The organism is Streptomyces sp. NPDC005393 (genome assembly GCF_040606675.1).
GTDB lineage: Bacteria > Actinomycetota > Actinomycetes > Streptomycetales > Streptomycetaceae > Streptomyces.
This window is the reverse complement of record NZ_JBEXFG010000019.1, coordinates 80,748-99,128: the sequence shown is the minus strand read 5'-3', so window position 1 is coordinate 99,128 and position 18,381 is coordinate 80,748. Positions and strand designations below refer to the sequence as shown.

Genomic DNA, 18,381 nt, shown 5'->3' with positions numbered 1-18,381 from the left:
GCGCTCTGGACTCTCATGATCACCCCTACACGCCGTCCTGGCCACCCATTCGGCAAGGTCTGTGGATGAAGGATTCCCTGAAATTGCGGCGCGACGACCTTCGGAAGCCAGGATTCCGGTGCTGTTCGCCCTGAAACTCTTTCGTGTTTACCGACGAAGAGGCAGGTCAGGGCATACGTGACCAGGCCCGGCCCACCCCGGACCGGCGCACGGCACGCTCCGTGCGCCGGTCGCCCGCGACGCGCCGCGATACCAGCCGTTCTCACTCAGATGATGGATCACGCCTAGGCCGAATGATCTACAGGAAGTGGATCAGACGGGAAGAATCGGACGTCAGGCGCTCCGAGGGGGCGGACCGAAGCCCGCCCCGGACGTCAGGCGAGCGCGACGAGATCCGCGTAGTCCTGGCCCCACAGATCCTCGACCCCGTCCGGCAGCAGGATGATGCGCTCCGGCTGCAGGGCGTCGACCGCGCCCTCGTCGTGGGTCACCAGCACCACCGCCCCGGTGAAGGTGCGCAGCGCGCCGAGGATCTCCTCGCGGCTGGCCGGGTCGAGGTTGTTGGTGGGCTCGTCGAGAAGCAGCACATTGGCCGAGGAGACGACCAGGGTGGCCAGCGCGAGCCGGGTCTTCTCGCCGCCGGAGAGCACTCCGGCCGGCTTGTCCACGTCGTCGCCGGAGAACAGGAAGGACCCGAGCGTCTTACGGATGGCGACGAGGTCGAGGTCCGGGGCGGCGGAGCGCATGTTCTCCAGGACGGTGCGGTCCGGGTCGAGCGTCTCGTGCTCCTGCGCGTAGTAGCCGAGCTTCAGCCCGTGGCCGGGGGTCACCTGGCCGGTGTCCGGCTTCTCGACCCCGGCCAGCAGCCGCAGCAGCGTCGTCTTGCCGGCGCCGTTCAGGCCGAGGATGACGACGCGCGAACCCTTGTCGACGGCCAGACTGACATCGGTGAAGATCTCCAGCGAGCCGTACGACTTCGACAGGCCCTCGGCGGTCAGCGGGGTCTTGCCGCACGGGGCCGGGTCCGGGAAGCGGAGCTTGGCGACCTTGTCGGACTGCCGTACGCCCTCGAGGCCGGACAGCAGCTTCTCGGCGCGGCGGGCCATGTTCTGCGCGGCCACGGTCTTGGTGGCCTTGGCGCGCATCTTGTCGGCCTGGGAGTTGAGGGCGGCGGCCTTCTTCTCGGCGTTGGCGCGCTCGCGCTTGCGGCGCTTCTCATCGGCCTCGCGCTGGGCCTGGTAGAGCTTCCAGCCCATGTTGTAGATGTCGATGACCGAGCGGTTGGCGTCCAGGTAGAAGACCTTGTTGACGACCGTCTCGACGAGGTCGACATCGTGGGAGATGACGATGAAGCCGCCGCTGTAGGTCTTCAGGTAGTCGCGCAGCCAGGTGATCGAGTCGGCGTCGAGGTGGTTCGTCGGCTCGTCAAGCAGCAGGATGTCGGAGTCCGAGAAGAGGATCCGGGCCAGCTCGACCCGGCGCCGCTGACCGCCGGAGAGCGTATGGAGCGCCTGGCCCAGCACCCGGTCGGGCAGGCCGAGGCTGGCGGCGATGGTCGCGGCCTCCGCCTCGGCGGCGTATCCGCCCTTGGTGAGGAACTCGGTCTCCAGGCGCTCGTACTTCTTCATCGCGCGCTCGCGGGTGGCGCCCTTGCCGTTGGCCATACGGTCCTCGTTCTCACGCATCTTGCGGAGCACGGAGTCGAGGTCGCGGGCGGACAGGATGCGGTCGCGGGCGAGGACGTCGAGATCGCCGGTGCGCGGGTCCTGCGGAAGGTAGCCGACCTGGCCGGAGCGGGTGATGCTGCCGCCGGCCGGGATGCCCTCGCCGGCCAGGCACTTGGTGAGCGTGGTCTTGCCCGCGCCATTACGGCCGACGAGGCCGATGCGGTCGCCCTTGGCGATGCGGAAGGAAGCGGACTCGATGAGGACACGGGCGCCGGCACGCAACTCGACGCCGGAGGCGGTGATCAAGGAAATTACTCCTGGGCAGGGTGGGACGGCGGACGGGACGGGCGAGGTTGGGCCGACGCCGTCTAATGCACGAGGAGAATTGCCATGCGGATAGTTTAGCGGGGCGGGGCAAGTCGTTTTCCCCCGGTCTCGGACCCCCCTTCTCCCGCTGTCAGACCCCGCCGGTGTGCACCTGGAAGGCCGCGCGGCGGACCGCCTTGGCGAGGGCCGGATCGGGGTGGGCGGCGGCCAGCGCCACCAGGACCTGCACGGTGCGGGGGTGGCCCACGGCCCGTACCTCCCGCAGCAGCGCGGGCACGGTGCCCTGGACGGCGGACTCCAGATGGCGGACGAGCAGCGGGCTCTCGCCGTGGTCGGAGATGGCCGCGGCGGTGTCCACCCACAGCCAGGTGGCCTCCTCGCGGGTGAGCGCGTCCAGCGCCTCCTCCGGGTCGGCGCCCTCGTGCTCCGCGAGCCAGATGAGGGCGTACGGGCGCAGGCACGATTCCTCGACGACGGCCCGTACGGAGGGCTCGGCCGGCGCCCCGACGACGCGCAGCGCCTCGAAGGCGAGCCCGCGCAGCAGCGCGTCGTCGCCGCGCGCCGCGCCGATGAGCTCGGTGACGGCGCTGCCGACGGGGCGGGCGGCCAGCCAGGCCCGGTACTCGGCGCGGGCGGGGCCCGGCGTCAGGCCCGCGCAGCCGCGCAGCATGTCGGCGGCGGGGTGCTCGATGTTCCCGGCGGGGCTCTGGGCGGCGACACAGATCTGCTCCAGCTTGACCCACACCGCCCAGTTGCCGAGCGCGGTGAGCACGGCCTCGCGCTGACCGCTCGCCACGCCCTCGGGCCCGTCCTCGGTGCTGTCCCGTACGGTGAGCGCCCCCACGGAGGCGAGCGCGTCCAGGCCCCAGCCCAGGAGCCCCTCCAGGGCCTCGTCCGCGTCCTCGGCGGCCTGGGGGGCGGCCAGGGCGCCCTCGTCGGGCTCCAGGACCTCCGCGACCCCCTGGGGGATCTCACAGCGCTCGGTGCGCAGCTCCGCCACGCGCTGCCGCAACATGTCCAGCAGCACGGGGATCTGGACCGGGCCCGCCGACAGTTGAAGCAGCGAGAGCAGCTGTGGTACGGCCTCCACGACCTCGGCGACCGCCGAGGGCTCGGCCGTTTCCGGGGCGGGGCAGGCCAGGGACCACGCGTCGAGCAGCGCGACCCAGCCGCGCAGCACCGCGCTGTCGTCGCGGTCCCACGCCTGGAGCCGCCAGCCGGCGCGGGAGGTGCCGGCGTGGTGTTCCACGAGGCCGACGAGGCGGGCCCGGTCCCAGTCGGCCCGCACCTCCTCCGGGCTCAGCCCCAGCGCGGCGGCGGCCCGCGCGGCGGCCTCGTCGGAGAGCGCGCCGGGCGCGCCGTGCTCGGCCGCGGCCCAGTGGGCGATCTCCACGGCACCGGCGAGTCCCGATCGGGCCTGCCGGGCCAGCTCCGCGGGGGGTGGGGTGCCCTCGGGCGGACGGGGCGCCGGTCTGGAGCCGCGGTTCGCCGCGGGCCGGCGGGCGGTGGCCAGCGGCCGGTTGCTGACGAGTCGGAGCCGGGAGTCGCGCGGAGTACGGGACGTCACGGGAGCAGTCTCGCCGCTGACGGCCCGAAAGCCCAATCGGCACCCGTCCGGCGGTCGCCGCCGGCGGATCCCGGTCGCTACACGAGCGCCGCGCGGGCGCTGCCGGTGGCGCTACAGGAGCGGCGTCAGAAAGCGCCGCAGAACCTCTTCGTAGCCCTGCGGATCCGCGTTCCACATGGCGGCGTGCGGGGCCTGCCGGACCGTGTGAAGGCTGACCATTTCGGACCGGCGTGCGACGAGTTCGCGCGAGAGGTCCCACGGGGCGAGGGTGTCGTCGGGGCCGTGGACGAGGAGCGTCGGCACGGCCAGCCGCTCGGGGTCGGACGCCTCCGCGAGCGCGCTCTCGCCGAGTCCGGCGCGCCCCTCGGCGGCGCGTATCACGAGCGGCAGCAGCGCGGCGGGCGTGCCGCGGGCCATGGCGAGGGCGCGCAGGGTGGCCTGCCAGTCGAGCACCGGGGAGTCCAGCACGATGCCGTTGACGCGGTGCCGCAGCGCGGAGTTGGCGGCGGCGTGCAGGGCCATCGTGGCGCCGGTGGACCAGCCGTACAGGACGATGTCCTGGGCCCCGTACCGCACCGCGTAGCGGATGGCCGCGTCCAGGTCGCGCCACTCGATGTCGCCGAGGTGGCCTATGCCGTCCTCGGGGCGGGGGGCGCCGGGGTCGCCGCGGTACGCGATGTCGAGCACCGGGACCCGCAGCCGCCTCAGGAAGGGCATGACGACCATAGGGTGTTCACGGGTCGTGCCGAGGCCATGGGTGGTGATCACCCAGGTGGTGCGTTCGCCGGGGAGGAACCACGCGGGCAGCGGCCCGAGTTCGCCGGGCACGTCGACGTCGGCGTGCTCGATGCCGAGGGCGTCCCGCGGATTGCCGATGTGCACCTGCGGGGTGAGCCGGACCCGGGTCCCGGGGTCGAGGGTGCCGTGGGTGATCCGCTCCAGGCGGCGCACGACGCAGTCGGCGGGGTGCGGGGCGTCCTCGATGACGGGGCCGACGACGGCGTGGCAGGCGCGGCCCGCGAGGCCGTAGGTGCCGGGGCGCAGCGAGGCGAGCGAGCGGGTGAGGGTGATCTGGCCGTCCGTGGTCCCGTGCACGGTGAGCGGGGGTTCGTTCGGCAGCGGACGGTCGGGGGCCGGTTTGAGCGCAGCGTCGGTGGCGTACCGTCCGCCCGCCACCGCGGTCGCGCCGACACTGAGGATAGTGGTGGCGGCCGCAACCGCCGTTGTCCGCAGACGCATCCCTCCCAGTGTGAGCGGGAAGCCGCCTGCCGGCCAGACGGGCGCGTCCGGTCGTGCGGTCCGGCCCCGGCGGGGCGGCTCAGCGGGGCCGGCCGTAGCCGCGCAGCTTCTCGGCGGCGCGGGCCAGCTCGTCCGGCGGGATCAGGGCGGGGGTGCGGCCCGGGACGGCGGCGGCGGTGAGCCAGACCCGGCACATCCATTCGAGCTGGGCGGTGCGGTCGTACGCCTGGTCCAGGGTCGCGCCGTGGACGACGGTGCCGTGGTTGCGCAGCAGAGCGCCGCTGCGGTCGCGCAGCGCCTCGAGCATGGCGTCGGCCAGCTCGTCGGTGCCGTAGAGCGCGTATCCCGCGACCCGGACCGGCCCGCCGAGCGAGCCGGTCATGTAGTGGATCGCGGGGACCTCGTCGACCAGGGTGGAGACGGCCGTGGCGTGGACGGCGTGGGTGTGGACGACGGCCGCGGCGTCCGTGTTCCGGTAGACGGCCAGGTGCATCGGAAGCTCACTGGTGGGCGTGAGCGTCCCGAGGACCTGCCGGCCGTCGAGATCCACGCCGACCGCGTCGCGCGGGCCGAGCCGGTCGTAGGGGAGGCCGCTCGGGGTCACCAGGACGGTGTCGCCGACCCGCGCCGAGACATTGCCCGAAGTGCCGACGACGAGGCCGTCGGCCGTGGTTCTGCGGGCCGTCCGGACCACCTGGGCCCACGCCTGCCGCAGGGGCCGGGTCAGCCGCGGCCGCTGTGGGGATCGCGACTCCGTCACGCCCTCACCTCCGGGGTCCGATCCTGCCAGGCGGCCGGGGCCGAGGACATGGCGGGGCGGGGTCCTTATCGGCCCTTCGGGTACGCCCCTCAAACCCCGTATGACGTACGGAAGTACGGCGAGAGTCGGACCGGCGCCGCACTCTCGCCCGCGCGTCACCATGACGCCCGCCTCAGTTCACCTTCCGTTCATCCAGTTTCCTTACGTTCACCGTGCTGATACCGAACCTTCGAACTGATTGACCGGGTGTATGGAACACATCACGCTTCTCATCGGGATCGTGATCATCACGGCCTTGGTGTTCGACTTTACGAACGGCTTCCACGACACCGCCAACGCCATGGCCACCACCATCTCCACGGGAGCACTCGGTCCCCGGGTGGCGGTGGCGATGTCGGCGGTCCTCAATCTCGTCGGCGCGTTCCTGTCCGTGGAGGTCGCCAAGACCATCTCCGGAGGGATCGTCGACGAGAATTCCGGCATCCGACCCGAAGTGATCTTCGCGGGTCTGGTCGGCGCGATCCTCTGGAATCTGGTGACCTGGCTCGCCGGGCTCCCCTCCAGCTCCTCGCACGCTCTCTTCGGCGGCCTCATCGGCGCCACGGTGGCCTCCGTCGGCCTGCAGGGGGTCAACGGCGACGCGATCGTCATGAAGGTCCTGATCCCCGCCGTCGCCGCGCCGATCGTGGCCGGAATCGCCACGTTGGCCGCCACCCGGCTCACCTACCGGCTGGGCCGCGACCGCTCCCCCGAGGACACCGCGAAGGGCTACCGCGCCGGCCAGATCGCCTCGGCCGCCCTGGTCTCCCTCGCCCACGGCACCAACGACGCCCAGAAGACGATGGGTGTGATCACCCTGGCGCTGGTCACCGGCGGCGTCGTCGCGCCCGACTCCGACCCGCCGCTGTGGGTCATCGTCTCCGCGGGCCTGGCCATCGCGCTCGGCACCTACCTGGGCGGCTGGCGCATCATCCGCACCATGGGCAAGGGCATCACCGACATCCAGCCGCCGCAGGGCTTCGCCGCCCAGACCGGTGCCGCGACCGTCATCCTCGCCTCCTCCCACATCGGCTTCGCGCTGTCCACCACCCAGGTCTGCTCCGGCGCCGTGATGGGCGCGGGGGTCGGCCGCAAGGGCGCGGTGATGCACTGGTCGACCGCGGGCCGCATGGTCATCGCATGGGTGCTGACCCTGCCGGCCGCGGGTCTCGTCGCGGGCGGCGCGGCGCTGCTGGCCGACCAGGGGAGCTGGGGAGTCACGGCGGTCGCCGTGCTGGCCGTCCTGGCCTGCGGGGCGATCTGGGCGCTGTCGCGCCGCAAGCCCGTGGACCACACCAACGTCAACGAGGTCGGAGTGCCGTCCGCCGAGCCGGTGGGCGCCGTCACCGCCGCCCTGCGGTCCGTCGCCCCGCCGCCCGCGGGTGCCGCGACCACTACCGAGACCACCGCGGACACCACCGCGGAGAGCGTCCCGGAGCCCACCGCGGCGCCCGCCACGGAGACCACCCCCACCCCCGCCGCCGCGGCGACCAGCACCACCAGCTAAAGGGAGCTACGTAGATGAGCATCGACTGGGCGGCACTCGGCCAGGTCTTCGGCATCAGCCTCGCGGTGACGGTCGGCATGGTGGGCGTCTTCACCCTGGGGATCGTCGGAACGTCCCGGAGTGACCAGCCGCAGCCGCACGACGGCGCGGTCGGCACGGCGGTGGTGGCGGGCGGCGCCTCCGCGGCCGCCCGCACCGCCGCGTACGCCTGCTTCGGGCTGTGCGCCGCGGTCGTGGCGTACGGCATCTATCTGATCGTCGCCTGAGGACCGCACGTCCTCATCGACCCCACCGACCGCCGGGCGGCGGCGCTGACCAGCGTCGACCGACCGGCGGTCGGTCCATGTGGGCCTCGGCACACTCACGCATCGCGGGTCATATGCGAGTTGACGGCCATTCGCGGCCCATGGTGGACTTCCGGAGCCAAACGGCGGCAGGAGAGGAAGCCGGTGAGAATCCGGCGCGGTCCCGCCACTGTCACCGGGGAGCGCTCTCCCATCGCCTGTATGGGGTCACGGCTCATCCATATGGTTCGTCCGTATGCGGAGCTGGAAGGCCGGGAGAACCGCGGATCCGGGAGCCAGGAGACTCTCACCGCCGGTCACGTCGAGCCAGGGCGCGGACCCTGAGTGAGGACATACCGCCATGCCCGGCCCCGAAACGCCGCCAGCCCCACCTGTCCGCACGCCGCCGCGCCGAGGCGCGACGGCGGGCTGACGGATGCGTGCCGACCACGCCTCGTACGCGTGCGGCGCCGCCCTCGGCTTCCTCGGCGACCTCGCCATGGGCGATCCGCGCCGCGGTCATCCGGTGGCCGCGTTCGGGCGCGCCGCCGCGGCCGCCGAGCGGCGGCTGTGGCGCGACCACCGCGGCCACGGGGCCCTGCACACCGCGCTGTGCGCGGGCGGCGCGGCCGCCGGTGCCGCGCTGCTGACGCGTACCGTACGGGCCCTTGCCGGGCCCCGTACGACGGACATCGCGCTGACCGCCGCCGCCACCTGGGCCGTGCTGGGCGGTACGACGCTCCGGCGTGAGGCGCGGGCCGTCGGCGACGCGCTGGCCGCCGGGGACCTCGCCACCGCCAGGGAGCGGCTGCCGCATCTGTGCGGACGCGATCCGCAGGCGCTGGACGGACAGCAGATGGCCCGCGCGGTCGTCGAATCGGTCGCCGAGAACACCTCCGATGCCGTGGTGGGCGCGCTGGTGTGGGGCGCCGTGGGCGGAGTGCCGGGGCTCATCGGCTTCCGCGCCGTCAACACCCTGGACGCCATGGTGGGCCACAAGTCGCCGCGCTACCGGCGGTTCGGCTGGGCGGCGGCCCGTCTGGACGACGCCGCCGGCTGGCCCGGTGCGCGCCTTACGGCGGCCCTGGCCACCCTCGCGGGCGCCGACCCGCGCGGCGCGTGGCGCGCCTGGCGGCGGGACGGACGGCGCCATCCGAGCCCCAACGCGGGCCCGGTGGAGGCGTCCTTCGCGGGCGCGCTCGGCGTACGGCTGGGCGGCACCCTCGCGTACGGCGGCCGGGTCGAGCACCGGCCGGTGCTCAACTCCGGCGGGCGCGCCGTGGAGATCACGGACATCGACCGCGCGGTGCGGCTGTCGCGCCGCGTCGGCGCCCTGGCGCTGCTGACGTCGATCGCGGCGAGAGCCGTTGTGGGCCGCCGTTCCTCCCCCGGCTACCGCTGGGAGGTTCCCTCTGGGCGGGACGGGTGGGCACAACCCACCCACCGGCCCGCACCCGACAACGAAAGGGCACGCCGATGACCGGGCCTGGCCACGGCCTGCTGGTCGCGGGGACGACCTCGGACGCGGGCAAGAGCGTGGTCACGGCGGGTATCTGCCGGTGGCTGGCGCGCAAGGGCGTCCGCGTGGCGCCCTTCAAGGCGCAGAACATGTCGCTCAACTCCTTCGTCACCCGGGACGGGGCGGAGATCGGGCGCGCCCAGGCCATGCAGGCCGCCGCCGCGCGCGTCGAGCCCAGCGCCCTGATGAACCCCGTACTGCTGAAGCCGGGAAGCGACAGCAGCAGCCAAGTGGTGCTGCTGGGCAAGCCGGTGGGCGAGCTGAGCGCCCGCGGCTACCACAGCGAGCGGCGCGAGGCGCTGCTCGGAACTGTCACGGAGTGCCTGGCGGAGCTGCGCCGCACCCATGACGCGGTGATCTGTGAGGGCGCGGGCAGCCCGGCCGAGATCAATCTGCGCCGTACCGACATCGTCAACATGGGGCTCGCACGGGCCGCCGGGCTGCCGGTCGTGGTGGTCGGCGATATCGACCGCGGGGGCGTCTTCGCGTCCTTCTTCGGCACGACCGCGCTGCTGTCGGCACAGGACCAGCGGCATATCGCCGCCTATATGGTCAACAAGTTCCGCGGCGATGTGACGCTCCTGGAGCCCGGTCTGGAGATGCTGCGCGGCCTGACCGGGCGGCCGACCGTCGGCGTGCTCCCGTTCGCCCATGGGCTGGGCATCGACGAGGAGGACGGGCTGCGGGTATCGCTGCGCGGCGCGGTGCGCGAGAGCGTCGTCGCGCCCCCGTACGGTGCGAATGTGCTGCGGGTCGCGGTCGCCGCCGTTCCGCTGATGTCCAACTTCACGGATGTGGACGCGCTGGCCGCCGAGCCGGGTGTGATCGTGCGGTTCGTGGACCGGCCGGAGGAGCTGGCCGACGCCGATCTGGTGGTGCTGCCGGGCACCCGCGGGACGGTACGGGCGCTGGAGTGGCTGCGCGAGCGCGGGCTCGCCGACGCGATCGCGCGCCGGGCCGCCGAGGGGCGGCCGGTGCTGGGCATCTGCGGCGGCTTCCAGGTGCTCGGCGAGCGCATCGAGGACAAGGTCGAGTCGAAGGCCGGGACGGTCGCGGGACTCGGGCTGCTGCCGGTGCGGGTGCGGTTCGCGGCGGAGAAGACCCTGGCCCGGCCGGTGGGCGAGGCGCTCGGCGAGCGGGTGGAGGGCTACGAGATCCACCACGGGGTCGCCGAACGGCTGGACGGGGCCGACGAACCCTTCCTGGACGGCTGCCGGGTGGGCTCGGTGTGGGGCACGCACTGGCACGGCTCGCTGGAGAGCGACGGCTTCCGGCGCGCCTTTCTGCGGCGGGTGGCCGACGCGGCGGGCCGGGCGTTCGTACCGGCGCCGGACACCCGCTTCGGGGAGCTGCGCGAGGAGCAACTCGACCGGCTGGGCGATCTGATCGAGGAGCACGCGGACACGGACGCGCTGCTGCGGCTCATCGAGGACGGTGTGCCGGACGGACTGCCCTTTGTGCCGCCGGGGGCGCCCCCGACCCCCGGGAAGACCTCCGCTGACGCGGAGACGGCAGAGCACGAACCGCCGTGCTGTTCGCAGTGCCCGGGACACCCCTGGGACAGCGGGGACAACGCTGACACCGCCGCACGAAACGCTGACGACGGCATCCCACGCCGAAGCGACTCACTCGAAAGGGGCACAAGCTGATGGCTTCAGCCATTTACCCGTTCACCGCGGTGGTCGGAATGGACGACATGCGGCTCGGCTTGCTGCTCAACGCGGTGTCACCGTCGATCGGCGGGGTGCTGGTACGTGGCGAGAAGGGGACAGCCAAGAGCACGGCCGTCAGGGGGATCGCCTCACTCCTGCCGGAGATCGAGGCCGTCGCCGGGTGCCGGTTCTCCTGCGACCCGGCCGCGCCCGACCCGTCCTGCCCGGACGGGCCGCATGAGCCGGACACGGGGGCCGTGCGCCCCGCGCGGATGGTCGAACTGCCCGTCGGCGCCTCCGAGGACCGGCTGGTCGGGGCGCTCGACATCGAGCGGGCGCTGTCGGACGGGGTCAAGGCGTTCGAGCCGGGGCTGCTGGCGGACGCGCACCGGGGCGTGCTGTACGTCGACGAGGTCAATCTGCTGCACGACCATCTGATCGACCTGCTGCTCGACGCGGCCGCCATGGGCGCCTCCTATGTGGAGCGCGAGGGCGTCTCGGTGCGCCACGCGGCGCGCTTTCTGCTCGTGGGCACCATGAACCCCGAAGAGGGCGAGCTGCGCCCGCAGTTGCTGGACCGCTTCGGGCTGACCGTTGAGGTCTCCGCCTCTCGGGACACCGATGAGCGGGTCGAGGTGGTGCGGCGGCGGCTGGCGTACGACGAGGACCCGGCCGGATTCGCGGGGCGCTGGGCGGCGGACGAGGGCGCGCTGCGGGAGCGCATCGCGGCGGCGCGCGCCCTGCTGCCCGAGGTGCGGCTGGGCGACCGCGCGCTGCGGCAGATCGCGGCGGTGTGCGCGGGGTTCGAGGTGGACGGGATGCGCGCGGACATCGTGACGGCCCGTACGACGACGGCGCTGGCCGCGTGGGCAGGGCGTCGCGAGGTGCGGACCGAGGACGTACGGGCGGCGGCGCTGCTGTCGCTCCCCCACCGGCGGCGACGGTCTCCGTTCGACGCGCCGGGGCTGGACGAGGACAAGCTGGACGAGATCCTGCGGCAGTTCGAGGAGGACGAGCCCGACCCCGAGCCGGGCCCGGACTCCGGCTCCGGCTCCGGCGACCCTGACGACGATCCGGACGGGCCGGGCGGACCCGGGGGCCCCGACGGACCGGGCGGACCGGGCGGGGGCCGGCCGCGGGAGGGCGGACAGGACCAGGCGCCTCCCCCGGCGCCCGAGCCGTCCGTCCCCGAGCAGCGCTCCGGCGAGGAGACGCGCGGCGAGCCCGAGACCGCGGAGGCCCCCCAGGAGTCCGAGGTGACCCAGGAAGCGGGCGCCGGGACGGGCGGAGGCGGCGGCGAGCGGGCGGCCGTGGGCGCCGCCGAGCCGTTCCGTGCGCGCCGGCTCGACGTTCCGGGGCTGGGCGAGGGGGCGGCCGGACGCCGCTCGCGCGCCCGCACCGCGCACGGCCGTACCACGGGCGCGCGCCGCCCTCGGGGGACGCTCTCCTCACTGCATCTGACGGCGACCGTACGGGCCGCGGCCCCGCATCAGCACGCGCGCGGACGGCGCGGCCCCGGCCTGCTGGTGCGCCGCGACGATCTGCGCGAGGCGGTGCGCGAGGGCCGGGAGGGCAATCTCGTGCTGTTCGTCGTGGACGCGTCGGGGTCGATGGCCGCCCGGCAGCGGATGAGCGCGGTCAAGGGAGCGGTGCTCTCCCTGCTGCTGGACGCCTACCAGCGGCGCGACAAGGTCGGTCTGATCACCTTCCGGGGCTCGGGCGCGGAACTGGCGCTGCCGCCCACGTCGTCGGTGGACGCGGCCGCCACGCGGCTGGAGAAGCTGCCGACCGGCGGGCGTACGCCGCTGGCGGCCGGACTGCTGAAGGCCCGTGAGGTGCTGCGGGTGGAGCGGCTGCGGGACCCGTCGCGCCGCCCGCTGCTGGTCGTGGTGACCGACGGGCGGGCCACGGAGGCGAAGAAGACCGGCGGATCCACACCGGTCGCACGGGCCGGACTCGCGGCACGGATGCTCGCGGGCGACGGGATCGCCTCGGTGGTCGTCGACTGCGAGTCGGGGCCGGTGCGGCTGGGGCTGGCGGGCGCGCTCGCCCGCGAGCTGCGGGGCACCCCGGTGACGCTCGACGAGCTGCGGGCGGACAGCGTGACCGCGCTCGTCCGCGAAGTACGGACCGTATCGAACACACGGAGGGCCGCCTGATGCCGCAAGGACAACCGACCGTCGTCCCCGACGACGGGCTGACCACCCGCCAGCGCCGCAACCGTCCGCTGGTGCTCGTCCACACCGGGGTGGGGAAGGGCAAGTCGACGGCCGCGTTCGGGCTGGCGCTGCGGGCGTGGAACCAGAACTGGCCCGTCGGTGTATTTCAGTTTGTAAAGTCCGCGAAATGGCGGGTCGGCGAGGAGCGTGCGCTGCGCGTCCTCGGCGACTCGGGCGAAGGGGGGACCGTCGCATGGCACAAGATGGGCGAGGGCTGGTCGTGGGTCCAGCGCGACATCGCTTCCAGCGAGGAGGCGGCGCGCGAGGGATGGGAGCAGGTCAAGCGCGATCTCGCGGCGGAGACATACCGGCTGTATGTGCTGGACGAGTTCGCGTATCCGATGCACTGGGGATGGGTGGACCCGGACGAGGTGGTGTCGGTGCTGCGGGACCGGCCGGGGACGCAGCACGTCGTCATCACGGGGCGTAACGCGCCCGCGCAACTGCTGGACTTCGCCGATCTGGTCACCGACATGTCCAAGGTCAAGCACCCGATGGACGCCGGTCAGAAGGGCCAGCGAGGCATCGAGTGGTGAATGTCCCGCGCCTGGTCGTCGCCGCGCCCGCCTCCGGCAGCGGCAAGACGACCGTCGCCGCGGGGCTGATGGCCGCCTTCGCGGAGCGCGGTCTGGAGGTGTCCCCGCACAAGGTGGGGCCGGACTACATCGATCCTGGCTATCACGCGCTCGCCGTCGCGTCCTCGCGTGGTGGCCGGGGCGGGCGCGCCCGTCCCGGCCGCAATCTGGACGCCTATCTCTGCGGTCCGGACCGGATCGCCCCGCTGTTCCTGCATGGGGCGGCCGGCTGCGATCTGGCCCTGGTCGAGGGCGTGATGGGGCTGTTCGACGGGGCGGCCGGGCAGGGCGAGCTGGCGTCGACGGCGCATGTGGCCAAGCTGCTGCGCGCCCCGGTGGTGCTCGTCGTGGACGCGTCGTCGCAGTCGCGGTCGGTGGCGGCGCTGGTGCACGGCTTCGCGTCCTGGGACCCCCAGGTGCGGGTCGCGGGGGTGATCCTCAACAAGGTCGGCTCGGACCGCCACGAGACGATGCTGCGCGAGGCGCTGGAGGGGGCGGGGGTGCCGGTGTTCGGCGTGCTGCGCCGGACCGGGGCCGTGCGGGCCCCGAGCCGTCATCTGGGTCTGGTGCCGGTGGCCGAGCGCCATGCGGAGGCGGTCGATTCGGTGGCCACGCTGGCGGCTCGGGTGCGCGAGGGATGCGATCTCGACGGTCTGCTGGCGCTGGCCCGCAGCGCGCCGCCGCTGCCGGATGCGGCCTGGGATCCGGAGGAGGAGGTGCGCCGGGCGGCGGGCCCGGCGCCGACCACCGGCTCACACCGGGGCGGGGACGGGGCCCGGCCGGTGGTCGCCCTGGCGGGCGGGGCCGCGTTCACCTTCTCGTACGCGGAGCACACCGAGCTGCTGACCGCCGCCGGTGCGCGGGTCGTCCCCTTCGATCCGCTGCGGGACGAGCGCCTCCCGGAGGGCACCGGCGGTCTGGTGATCGGCGGCGGTTTCCCGGAGGTGTACGCGCCCGAGCTGTCCGCGAACGAGCCGCTGCGCGCGGCGGTCGCCCGGCTCGCGGCGGCGGGCACGCCCATCGCCGCCGAATGCGCCGGCCTGCTGTATCTGGCGCGCTCGCTCGACGGGCAGCCGATGTGCGGGGTGTTGGACGCCACGGCACATATGTCGGAGCGTCTGACGCTCGGCTACCGTGAGGCCGTGGCCGTCTCCGACACCTCCCTCGCCGCCGCGGGGACGCGGGTGCGCGGCCATGAGTTCCACCGCACCACCATCGAGCCGGGCGCGGGGCCGGAGCCCGCCTGGGGGCTCGTCCACCCGGAGCGTCGCGTCGAAGGGTTCGCACAGGGAGATCTGCATGCCTCGTATCTGCATGTGCACTGGGCCGCGGTCCCGGAGGCGGCGGTCCGGTTCGTCGGCAGATGCGCGCTCCCTACCGGGTGAACCGAGGCGGCGACCTGACGTGGATGTCATCGACCAGGCCGCGGCGGGCCCACCACCGGTGCCGCCCGAGCCGCCCGAGCCGCCGCCGTCGCTCGTCGTCGGGGTCGGCGCGAGCCGGGGTGTGGCCGTCGGCGAGGTGACCGCGCTCATCGAGGCGGCCCTGGTCTCGGCGGGCCTTGTTCGGGGCCGGATCGCCGAGTTGGCGACGGTCGAGGCCAGGGCCGCTGAGCCCGGACTGCTCGCGGCGGCCGGGCTGCTCGGGGTGCCGCTGCGCGGATACCCGGCCGGGGCGCTCGCCGCCGTCGAGGTGCCGAGCCCGTCCGCGGCGGCGCTGGCCGCCGTGGGGACGGCCGGTGTCGCCGAGGCCGCCGCGCTGCTGGCCGCCGGGCCGGGCGGCGAACTGCTCGTCCCCAAGCGGAAGTCCTCGCCGCGCGGCCACCCGGCGAGGGCCACCTGCGCCGTCGCGCGCCGCCCGGCGGGGGTCAAAACCGGGCAGGGCGGGCAGCGAAGACCTGCCGTCATCCGCCCCGACGCAGGTCAGTAACGTCTCGGGGCGAGAGAGCCCCCGCCGCCCCCCACGTGACATCCCGCACCACCTGCACCAAGGAGACCTCGTGACGACCCCGCCCGCGCTGCTCATCGCAGGCATCGGCACTCGAGACGAGAGGCGCGCCGCCGCCTTTCACGACTTCGTACGGGAGTTGGGAGCACGCCACCCGGACCTGCCCGTGGCGGGCGGCCTCACCGGGCCCGGCCCCCACTCGCTGTCCGATGCGGTGTCCCGGCTCGTCGGGGAGGGGGTGACCCGCTTCGGCGTCGTACCGCTGACCCTGATCCCGGTCGAACACCCCAGAGACGGCATCGCCGCCGCGCTGGCCCAGGAGGCGGAGCGGCATGCCGACGCCTCGTTCACCTGCGGCCGCCCGCTGGGCCCGCACCCCGCGCTGCTGAGCGTGCTGGAGCGGCGTCTTGACGAGGCGCTGGGCGACGGTCCGCGGCTGCCCTCGGACCGGGCGGAGACGACCGTGCTCCTGGTGGGCGGCGGTTCGCCGCTCCCCGAGGCCAACGCCGAGGTGCACCGGGCCGCCCGGCTGCTGTGGGAGGGCCGTGGCTTCGCGGGCGTGGAGGTGGCCTTCGCCTCGCTCGCCGCGCCGGATGTGGCGTCCGGTCTCGACCGCTGTGTGCGGCTCGGGGCGCGGCGGGTCATGGTGCTGCCGTACTTCCTGTTCGCGGGCGGCGTGCTGGAGCGGGTGCGGCAGCAGGCGGAGGGCTGGGCGCTCGCCTATCCGGAGGTCGAGGTGGTGTCCGCCGATGCCATAGGCCCGGCCCGGGAGTTGGCGGACCTCGTCATGGAGCGCTACGCGGCGGTGGCCGACGCCGTCGAGCGGGCGGGCCTCCCCGCCGGGGCCCATGCGCTCGCCCATCCCGACGCCCACGCCGATGTCCGCTGACGCGCCCGCCGACGTGCCACGTGACGTGCCCGGTGACGTGCCACGTGACGTGCCCGGTGACGTGCCACGTGACGTGCCCGGTGACGGCGCGGCCGTGGGGTTCGATCTGCGGCACCACGGGGACGCGGAGGTGCGCGGCGCCGACGCCGGGCTGACGGACCTCGCGGTCAATGTCCGGGCCGGTACGCCGCCGGGCTGGCTCAAGGCCCGTATCGCCGCGTCCCTGGACGGGCTCGCCGCCTATCCGGACGGGCGGGCGGCGCGCGAAGCGGTCGCCGCGCGGCATGGGCTCCCGGCCGGCCGGGTGCTGCTGACGGCGGGGGCCGCGGAGGCGTTCGTCCTGATCGCACGCGCCCTTCCGGCCCGCCGCCCGGTGGTGGTGCATCCCCAGTTCACCGAGCCGGAGGCCGCGTTGCGGGACGCGGGGCACGCCGTGGAGCGGGTGGTGCTGGATGAGCGGGACGGCTTCCGGCTGGCCCCGGAGGCGGTGCCGGACGACGCCGACCTGGTGGTGATCGGCAACCCCACCAACCCCACGTCCGTGCTGCACCCCGCCGACGCGCTGGCCGGTCTTGCCCGGCCGGGGCGGACGCTGGTCGTGGACGAGGCGTTCATGGACGCCGTCCCGGGCGAGCACGAGTCGCTGGCCGCCCGCACCGATGTGCCGGGGCTCGTGGTGCTGCGCAGCCTCACCAAGACGTGGGGCCTGGCGGGGCTGCGCATCGGCTATGTGCTGGCCGGGCCGGACACGATCGCGGAGCTGGAGCGGGTCCAGCCCCTGTGGCCGGTCTCCACACCGGCCCTGGCGGCGGCGGAGGCGTGCTGCACGCCCCCGGCCCTCGCCGAGGCCGCCCGCGCCGCCGACCGCACGGCCGCCGACCGGGCCTATCTGGCCGGCCGGCTGGCCGAGTTCGCGCATCTGCGGGTCTGCGGCCCGGCGGCCGGCCCCTTCCTGCTGATCCGCCTCCCGAAGGCGGCCGCGCTCCGCACCCGGCTGCGTGAGCTGGGCTTCGCCGTCCGCCGCGGCGACACCTTCCCGGGCCTGGGCCCGGACTGGCTCCGCCTCGCCGTCCGCGACCGCCTCACGACGGACCGCTTCGTCATAGCCCTGTCCAAGGCCCTCTCGGAGACCGAGGACTGACACGGCGCCGCCCCCGCCGGGCGCGGTGAATCTTCCGCGACCCGAGGCCCCTCCCCCGCGCCGGGAGGGCACGGGGTCGGGGCCGCTGCCGGCCGCGGACGGATCAGGCGTCGCCGCCGGTGGCGCGGCGGCGGCGGGCCAGGATGACCGCGCCGCCACCCATGGCGAGCAGCAGGGCACCGCCGCCGACCAGGTACGGCGTGGCCGAGCTGCCACCGGTTTCGGCGAGGTGCTCCGGCTTGGGCTCGGGCGTCGTCCGGGAGCCCACGCCCGGGCTGGGCTTGGCCGCGGCGGTCGGGGACTCGCAGGTCGCCTGGGCGAGGGTGATCTGCCCCTCGACCTCGGAGACGTTCAGCTTGAGCGGGTTCACGGAGACCTTGAGGTGCAGGGCCGTGGCCGCGGCGGTGCGCGAGGTGGTCGACGTCCGGGACAGATCGAGCCGTACCTGGCCGAGCGAGGGCACGTCGACCTTGGTGGTGCCGCTCGTGCTCAGGGTGACCTGCTTGCCGAGCACGCTCACGGTGCCGAGCAGGTTGGAGTGGGCGGTCGGCCGCTTTCCGGCCGCGCACACCGCCTTGGAGGTCACCTGCTGGACCTTGATGAGGGGCACGGAGGCCAGCCCCGGCACATTGACCTGGGCGTTGACGAGGTTGGAGTACCCCTCGGCCCGCTGCTTGTCCACGGCGGCGCGGGCGGTGGCCACATCGGCGCGCAGCACGTTGAACGGCCGGCCGCCGTCGACACCGTCCAGGCTCGCGGTGAGCGCGGTCTTGCTGGCGGTCGCGGGCGCCTTCACATCGTTGAGGGCGACCGCGAGCGGCGCCGTGACCGTCTTGTTGAGCAGGGAGACATCGAGATCGGCGCGGAGCACGACCGCACCCGCCTTACCGGTGGTCGTGCCGGTCTTGGCCTGCGCGGTCCCTACGGGCAGCACGCCCAGGACGGAGACGGCGGCAGCGGCGGTGGCGGTGGCGGCCACCAGGCGGCGGGTGGGCATGCCGAAGAAGGTGTTACGGGAACAGGACACGTGAGTTGACCCCCACAGGAGA

General features: G+C 74.2%; 14 protein-coding genes, 1 pseudogene and 1 riboswitch. Of the genes and pseudogenes, 10 read left to right on the top strand and 5 right to left on the bottom strand.

Translation table 11 applies throughout. The features are described 5' to 3' along the window. Nucleotides 1-374: 374 nt before the first annotated feature. The 4 genes from ABZS71_RS18180 to ABZS71_RS18165 all read right to left on the bottom strand — a co-directional run bounded on the left by ABZS71_RS18180 (nt 375) and on the right by ABZS71_RS18165 (nt 5,560). Entirely contained in the window at nt 375-1,973 is a 1,599-nt protein-coding gene (locus ABZS71_RS18180) for an ABC-F family ATP-binding cassette domain-containing protein (RefSeq protein WP_355847343.1), read from the bottom strand. Between the two features lie 151 nt (nt 1,974-2,124). Continuing rightward, nucleotides 2,125-3,561, bottom strand: coding sequence for a hypothetical protein (locus tag ABZS71_RS18175; protein ID WP_356211209.1), 1,437 nt, complete (start codon nt 3,559-3,561; stop codon nt 2,125-2,127). Nucleotides 3,562-3,672: 111 nt separating this feature from the next. After that, nucleotides 3,673-4,800, bottom strand: a complete 1,128-nt coding sequence (locus ABZS71_RS18170; protein ID WP_355847337.1) for an alpha/beta fold hydrolase — start codon at nt 4,798-4,800, stop codon at nt 3,673-3,675. A 79-nt stretch (nt 4,801-4,879) separates the two neighbouring features. Further along, nucleotides 4,880-5,560, bottom strand: a complete 681-nt coding sequence (locus tag ABZS71_RS18165) for a class II aldolase/adducin family protein (protein WP_355847334.1) — start codon at nt 5,558-5,560, stop codon at nt 4,880-4,882. 250 nt (nt 5,561-5,810) lie between these two features. Between ABZS71_RS18165 and ABZS71_RS18160 the strand changes: the two genes are divergently transcribed. The 10 genes and pseudogenes from ABZS71_RS18160 to cobC all read left to right on the top strand — a co-directional run bounded on the left by ABZS71_RS18160 (nt 5,811) and on the right by cobC (nt 17,332). After that, entirely contained in the window at nt 5,811-7,106 is a 1,296-nt protein-coding gene (locus ABZS71_RS18160; RefSeq protein WP_355847331.1) for an inorganic phosphate transporter, read from the top strand. Nucleotides 7,107-7,120: 14 nt separating this feature from the next. Then, nucleotides 7,121-7,372, top strand: a complete 252-nt coding sequence (locus tag ABZS71_RS18155) for a hypothetical protein (protein WP_356211207.1) — start codon at nt 7,121-7,123, stop codon at nt 7,370-7,372. A gap of 172 nt (nt 7,373-7,544) precedes the next feature. Beyond that, nucleotides 7,545-7,697: riboswitch (cobalamin riboswitch) on the top strand. Between the two features lie 129 nt (nt 7,698-7,826). Next, a complete protein-coding gene (locus tag ABZS71_RS18150) occupies nt 7,827-8,870 on the top strand; it encodes a cobalamin biosynthesis protein (protein ID WP_355847325.1) in 1,044 nt (347 codons plus the stop codon). Further along, entirely contained in the window at nt 8,867-10,558 is a 1,692-nt protein-coding gene (locus ABZS71_RS18145; RefSeq protein ID WP_356211205.1) for a cobyric acid synthase, read from the top strand. Before ABZS71_RS18150 ends, ABZS71_RS18145 begins: the two co-directional genes overlap by 4 nt. Further along, nucleotides 10,558-12,720: a putative cobaltochelatase gene (locus ABZS71_RS18140; protein ID WP_356211203.1), complete on the top strand. Its 2,163-nt coding sequence runs from the start codon at nt 10,558-10,560 to the stop codon at nt 12,718-12,720. Before ABZS71_RS18145 ends, ABZS71_RS18140 begins: the two co-directional genes overlap by 1 nt. Beyond that, a complete protein-coding gene (cobO, locus tag ABZS71_RS18135) occupies nt 12,720-13,316 on the top strand; it encodes a cob(I)yrinic acid a,c-diamide adenosyltransferase (protein WP_355847316.1) in 597 nt (198 codons plus the stop codon). The genes ABZS71_RS18140 and cobO overlap by 1 nt, the downstream gene beginning before the upstream one ends. Next, nucleotides 13,310-14,740, top strand: coding sequence for a cobyrinate a,c-diamide synthase (locus ABZS71_RS18130; protein WP_355847313.1), 1,431 nt, complete (start codon nt 13,310-13,312; stop codon nt 14,738-14,740). Before cobO ends, ABZS71_RS18130 begins: the two co-directional genes overlap by 7 nt. A gap of 82 nt (nt 14,741-14,822) precedes the next feature. Continuing rightward, nucleotides 14,823-15,218 (top strand): annotated as a pseudogene (locus tag ABZS71_RS18125) (cobalamin biosynthesis protein); the annotation flags it as partial. A 136-nt stretch (nt 15,219-15,354) separates the two neighbouring features. Beyond that, nucleotides 15,355-16,191 carry a sirohydrochlorin chelatase gene (locus ABZS71_RS18120; protein WP_355847310.1) on the top strand — a complete coding sequence of 279 codons (837 nt, stop codon included), beginning with the start codon at nt 15,355-15,357 and terminating at the stop codon, nt 16,189-16,191. After that, the gene (cobC, locus tag ABZS71_RS18115; RefSeq protein ID WP_356211200.1) at nt 16,181-17,332 is read left to right on the top strand and encodes an Rv2231c family pyridoxal phosphate-dependent protein CobC; all 1,152 of its coding nucleotides are present in this window, start codon (nt 16,181-16,183) and stop codon (nt 17,330-17,332) included. Before ABZS71_RS18120 ends, cobC begins: the two co-directional genes overlap by 11 nt. 103 nt (nt 17,333-17,435) lie before the next feature. On the opposite strand, the gene ABZS71_RS18110 is transcribed toward cobC, so the two are convergent. After that, complete coding sequence (locus ABZS71_RS18110; RefSeq protein WP_355847304.1) at nt 17,436-18,329, bottom strand: SCO1860 family LAETG-anchored protein; 894 nt, start codon at nt 18,327-18,329, stop codon at nt 17,436-17,438. Between the last annotated feature and the right edge of the window lie 52 nt (nt 18,330-18,381).